Genomic DNA, 4,829 nt, shown 5'->3' with positions numbered 1-4,829 from the left:
CCCGACCCCACCCGGGGTCGGGCCCTTTGTCATCTGCGCCGTCGCGCGGCGAGCCCGTCGAGGAAGACCTCCAGTCCGAGCGTGAACCGGTCCTCCGGATCGCCCTCGAACAGGGCACCCTGCAGGGCCGTGGTGTGCGGAAACGCCTCCGGCGGCAGGCTGCGGTAGCGCTCCGCGACCAGCGACCAGTGCCGAGCCACCGACTCGGCGTCGCCCCGCCCGGCGAGCCGCCTACGCGCGGTGTCCAGCGCGTCCGCGGTGACGTAGAGCGAGAGCCGGTCCAACGCCCAGGCGCAGACCTCGTCGGGGAATCCGGCCGTACGCAGGATCGCCAGCAGCGTCTCGGCGATGCGGAACGAGTTGTCACCGACCGGCCGCCCGGACAACGCCACGGCGGCGATGTCGCCGTGGCCGAGCAACGCGCGGCGCACCTCGCCGGCCAGCTCGGTCAGCGACCGGCGCCAGTCACCCCCGGGGCTGGAGGGCGTACGCACCTCCGCGAGCACCCGGTCGAGAGCCAGATCCAGGAGCTCGCCCTTGCCGGAGACGTGCCGGTAGATCGACGCCGGTCCGGTGCCGAACGCGTCGGCGACCGTCCGCATGCTGACCGCTTCGACACCGGAGCGGCCGATCAGTTCCAGCGCCGTGTCGACGATCGCCACCCGGGTCAGCGCGGGGCGCGCCGCCGACTGTCCCACCCGTCCTCCGATCCTGCTCCGGCCTCCCGCCTGGTCGACAGCGCGAGGGATCCCAGCTTAGTGAGCCCGGAGCTTGCGAACACCGTTCGCACGATGCGACGATGAGCAGCGCCTGCGAACGCTGTTCGCAGGCGACTGGATCCCGGGAGGAGCAGCGCATGTCCCGTACCGTCCGGCTGGCCGCCACCCTCGCCCCGCTCGTCTTCATCGGTGTCGACCTGGCCGACTCGTTCACCCGGCCCGGTTACCAGCCGGCCCGCCACTGGGTGAGCCACCTCTGCCTCGGTGACCGTGGCTGGCTCGGCGTCGCCAAGCTCGCGGTCTGCGCCGCTCTGCTCGCCGTCATCGCCGCAGGCCTCCGCCAGGCAGCGAACCACCGCCACGCCACTGCCGACGTCCGCCAGGCAGCGAACGATCGAGGGACCGCCGCAGGCCTCCGCCAAGCAGACCGCCACCGGCGGCCCGTCGCGTGGAGCTGGCGTACGGTGGCCGTCGCCGGCCTTGCCCTGCTCGTGGCGGCGACCTTCCCGATCGATGCCGGCCTGGGCTACCCGCCCGGCGCGCCCGCGACGCACAGCTGGCACGGCACCGTGCACGACCTCGCCGGGGCGATCGTCGTCGGCGCGATGTCGGCCTCCGCCTGGCTGCTCGGGCGGGACCTGCGACGGGCCGGCCACGGCACCGCGTGGCAGACCGCCGGCCGGGCGGCCACCGCGGTGGTCGTCACCGCGTTCGTGACCTGCTCCGTGCTGGCCGGCCTGGACTTCGCGGGCACCCTGCCGGGGGCGCCCAGCGGCCTGTTCGAGCGGGTCGCCCTCTACACCGGGGTGGCGTGGATCGGACTCGCCGCGCGGCAGGCCCTGGCAACCTCGACCTCACCGCCATGGCCGCCCGCGCCCTCGACGCCCACCTCGACGGACGGCTGACCGCGGTCAGCCGCCGGAGTCGTCCAGCTCGGCGCCGTCCGGCGGGGTGTCGTCGTCGCGGCTGGCCAGCCAGCCGTCGGGCAGGAAGACCTTGCCCGGGGAGTTGGTCCGGCCGCGCGGCTGGCCCAGGGTCTCCACCGGGAACGGCACGGTCGGGTCGAGCTTGCCGAGCAGGTCGTCGAGCTGGGCCAGGCTGTCGATCATCGCGAGCGAGCGGCGCAGCTCGCTGCCGATCGGGAAGCCCTTGAGGTACCAGGCGACGTGCTTGCGGAAGTCGGTGCAGCCGTCGCGCTCGCCCCGGGCCGGGTTGCGGGCGCCGGCCACGAACTGGTCGACCAGCAGCTCGGCGTGCCGCCGCATGGTCGCCGCCACCTCGCCGAGGTTGGGCAGCCGCCGCTCGGTGCGCCCGTTGAAGGCGGCCTCCAGGTCGGCGAAGAGCCACGGCCGGCCCAGGCAGCCGCGCCCGATCACCACGCCGTCGACGCCGGTGTGGGCGACCATCCGCAGCGCGTCGTCGGCCTCCCAGATGTCGCCGTTGCCCAGCACCGGCACGTCGAGCGCCTGCTTGAGGGTGGCGATGGCGTCCCAGTCGGCGGTGCCCGAATAGCGCTGCGCGGCCGTACGCCCGTGCAGGGCGACCGCGGCGACGCCGGCGTCCTGGGCGGCGAGCCCCGCCTCGACGTACGTCAGGTGGTCGTCGTCGATGCCCTTGCGCATCTTCACGGTGACCGGCACCCCGGCCGGGGACGCGGCGTCCACCGCGGCCCGGACCAGCCGGGCGAAGAGCCGGCGCCGCCACGGCAGGGCCGAGCCGCCACCGCGCCGGGTGACCTTGGGGACCGGGCAGCCGAAGTTGAGGTCGATGTGATCGGCGAGGTTCTTCTCGACCACGATCCGCACGGCGGCGGCGGTGATCTCCGGGTCGGTGCCGTAGAGCTGGAGGCTGCGCGGCTGCTCGTCCGCACCGAAGGCGATCATGCGCAGCGTCTTCGGGTTCCGCTCGACCAGCGCCCGGGTGGTGATCATCTCGCAGACGTAGATGCCGCCGCCCTGCTCCCGGCAGAGCCGGCGGAAGCCGACGTTGGTGATCCCGGCCATCGGCGCGAGCACCACCGGCGGCCACACCTGGTGCGGGCCGAGGGTCAGTGGGCGCAGCGCGGGCAGGGTCGGGGCGGTCACCGCACAAGTGTACGGGGCCCCGACCGCACGGTCGGGGCCCCGTGACCAGCGTCAGCAGCCGGGCAGGCGCTCGATCAGGTAGCGCTCGACCTGGTCCAGGGAGATGCGCTCCTGGGTCATGGTGTCCCGGTTCCGCACGGTCACCGCGTTGTCGTCCAGGGTGTCGAAGTCGACGGTGACGCAGAACGGGGTGCCGATCTCGTCCTGCCGGCGGTAGCGGCGGCCGATGGCCTGCGAGTCGTCGAACTCGACCACCCAGCGCTTGCGCAGGTCGGTGGCGAGCTGCTTGGCCTTGGGCGAGAGCGCCTCGTTGCGGGACAGCGGCAGCACCGCCACCTTGACCGGGGCCAGCCGCGGGTCGAAGCGCATGACGGTGCGCTTGTCCACGCCGCCCTTGGTGTTCGGGGCCTCGTCCTCGTCGTACGCCTCGAGCAGGAAGGCCAGCACCGCGCGGGTGAGGCCGGCGGCCGGCTCGATCACGTACGGCATCCAGCGCTCGCCCTTGGTCTGGTCGAAGTACGACAGGTCGACGCCGGAGTGCTTGCTGTGCGTGGACAGGTCGAAGTCCGTCCGGTTGGCGATGCCCTCCAGCTCGGCGAACTCCGTGCCGCCGAACTGGAACCGGTACTCGATGTCGACGGTGCGCTTCGAGTAGTGGGAGAGCTTCTCCTTGGGGTGCTCGTAGAAGCGCAGGTTGTCCGCGGAGAGGCCCAGGTCGAGGTACCAGTTCCAGCGCTCGGCGAGCCAGTACTCGTGCCACTTCTCGTCGGTGCCCGGCTCGACGAAGAACTCCATCTCCATCTGCTCGAACTCGCGGGTGCGGAAGATGAAGTTGCCGGGGGTGATCTCGTTGCGGAACGACTTGCCGGTCTGCGCGATGCCGAACGGCGGCTTCTTGCGGGCGACCGTCTCCACGTTCTTGTAGTTGACGAAGATGCCCTGGGCGGTCTCCGGGCGCAGGTAGTGCAGGCCCTCGTCGCTCTCCACCGGGCCCAGGTAGGTCTTCATCAGGCCGTTGAACATCTTCGGCTCGGTGAAGGTGCCCTTGTTGCCGCAGTTCGGGCAGTTCAACTCGGTCAGCGAGGTCAGCGGCTTGCCGTGCTTGGCCTCGTACGCCTCTTCGAGGTGGTCGGCGCGGAACCTCTTGTGGCAGAACTGGCACTCGGTGAGCGGGTCGACGAACTCGGCGATGTGGCCGCTGGCCTCCCAGACCTTGCGGGCCAGGATGACCGCGGAGTCCAGGCCGACGACGTCGTCGCGCTGCTGGACCATGGTCTTCCACCACTGCCGGCGGACGTTCTCCTTGAGCTCGACGCCGAGCGGACCGTAGTCCCAGGCCGACCGGGTGCCCCCGTAGATCTCGCTGGAGGGGAAGACGAAGCCTCGGCGCTTGGCGAGGCTGACGACGGCGTCGATACGGTCGGCTGGCATGTTTCCTCCTACGCCGGCTGGCGGTCGGCGGGGGCGATGTGAGTGGAACCGGACGGTTCGGGACAACGGTACGACCGCCGCGGTCCCGAGCCCAGCAGAATACCGGGGCCCGGTCAGCTCACCCCGCACACCTCCATGCCGCCCGTCTGCTGGTCCGGCGCGAGCGTGACGGTCTGCGCCTCCCGCTTGCCGCCGGCCAGGGTCACGTCCACCGGCACGGTCAGCGTCGTGGTGTCGACCTCGCCCACCCGGTAGCCGGAGACCTGCGGCTCGGTGGCCACCCGCTGCTCGAACTCGCGCCGGGACTCGCGCCGCCGGGCGTCGTCGCAGAGCTGGTCGTACGCCTTGGACCAGTCCTTGGCCACGAGCGCCTGGTAGTAGTCGTCGGTGACCGCCCGGCCCTGCTCCTCGACGGCCTGCACGTTGCTCACGGCCAGCCCGACCACGGCCGCGCCGCCCCCGCCGCAGCAGAGCAGCAGGGCGAGCGCGCCGACGCCGAGGCCGAGCCAGAGCCGGGCCCGCCCGCCCTCGGTGGGCGGCGCGGCGAACGGCGGGGCGACCCCGGGGCCGGGCGGCGGCACGGGAACGCCCGGCT

The 4,829-nt window shown here is 72.5% G+C and carries 5 protein-coding genes; 1 reads left to right on the top strand and 4 read right to left on the bottom strand.

What is annotated here, in order from left to right; genetic code table 11:
• Positions 1-29 precede the first annotated feature (29 nt).
• A complete protein-coding gene (locus ACW0Q9_RS29155) occupies positions 30-698 on the bottom strand; it encodes a TetR/AcrR family transcriptional regulator (RefSeq protein WP_456186753.1) in 669 nt (222 codons plus the stop codon).
• Between the two features lie 158 nt (positions 699-856).
• Here ACW0Q9_RS29155 and ACW0Q9_RS29150 point away from each other — a divergent pair, with 158 nt between their 5' ends.
• Positions 857-1,624: a DUF998 domain-containing protein gene (locus ACW0Q9_RS29150; protein ID WP_456186751.1), complete on the top strand. Its 768-nt coding sequence runs from the start codon at positions 857-859 to the stop codon at positions 1,622-1,624.
• A gap of 6 nt (positions 1,625-1,630) precedes the next feature.
• Here ACW0Q9_RS29150 and dusB read toward each other — a convergent pair whose 3' ends face one another.
• From dusB to ACW0Q9_RS29135, 3 genes are all read right to left on the bottom strand, one after another.
• Positions 1,631-2,803 (bottom strand): tRNA dihydrouridine synthase DusB, encoded by a 1,173-nt coding sequence (dusB, locus tag ACW0Q9_RS29145; protein WP_456186749.1) that lies wholly within the window; start codon positions 2,801-2,803, stop codon positions 1,631-1,633.
• A gap of 51 nt (positions 2,804-2,854) precedes the next feature.
• Positions 2,855-4,234 (bottom strand): glycine--tRNA ligase, encoded by a 1,380-nt coding sequence (locus ACW0Q9_RS29140; RefSeq protein WP_456186747.1) that lies wholly within the window; start codon positions 4,232-4,234, stop codon positions 2,855-2,857.
• 113 nt (positions 4,235-4,347) lie between these two features.
• The gene (locus ACW0Q9_RS29135) at positions 4,348-4,815 is read right to left on the bottom strand and encodes an Rv0361 family membrane protein (RefSeq protein ID WP_456186755.1); all 468 of its coding nucleotides are present in this window, start codon (positions 4,813-4,815) and stop codon (positions 4,348-4,350) included.
• Between the last annotated feature and the right edge of the window lie 14 nt (positions 4,816-4,829).

It is taken from the genome of Micromonospora sp. I033 (assembly GCF_053890995.1).
The sequence above is the reverse complement of the archived record's forward strand: the minus strand, read 5'-3'. Positions and strand labels throughout refer to the sequence as shown.

Bases quoted from the DNA above. Each gene is read 5' to 3' on its own strand.
- ACW0Q9_RS29150 (WP_456186751.1), top strand. From the start codon at position 857: ATGTCCCGTACCGTCCGGCTGGCCGCCACCCTCGCCCCGCTCGTCTTC.
- ACW0Q9_RS29140 (WP_456186747.1), bottom strand. From the start codon at position 4,234: ATGCCAGCCGACCGTATCGACGCCGTCGTCAGCCTCGCCAAGCGCCGA.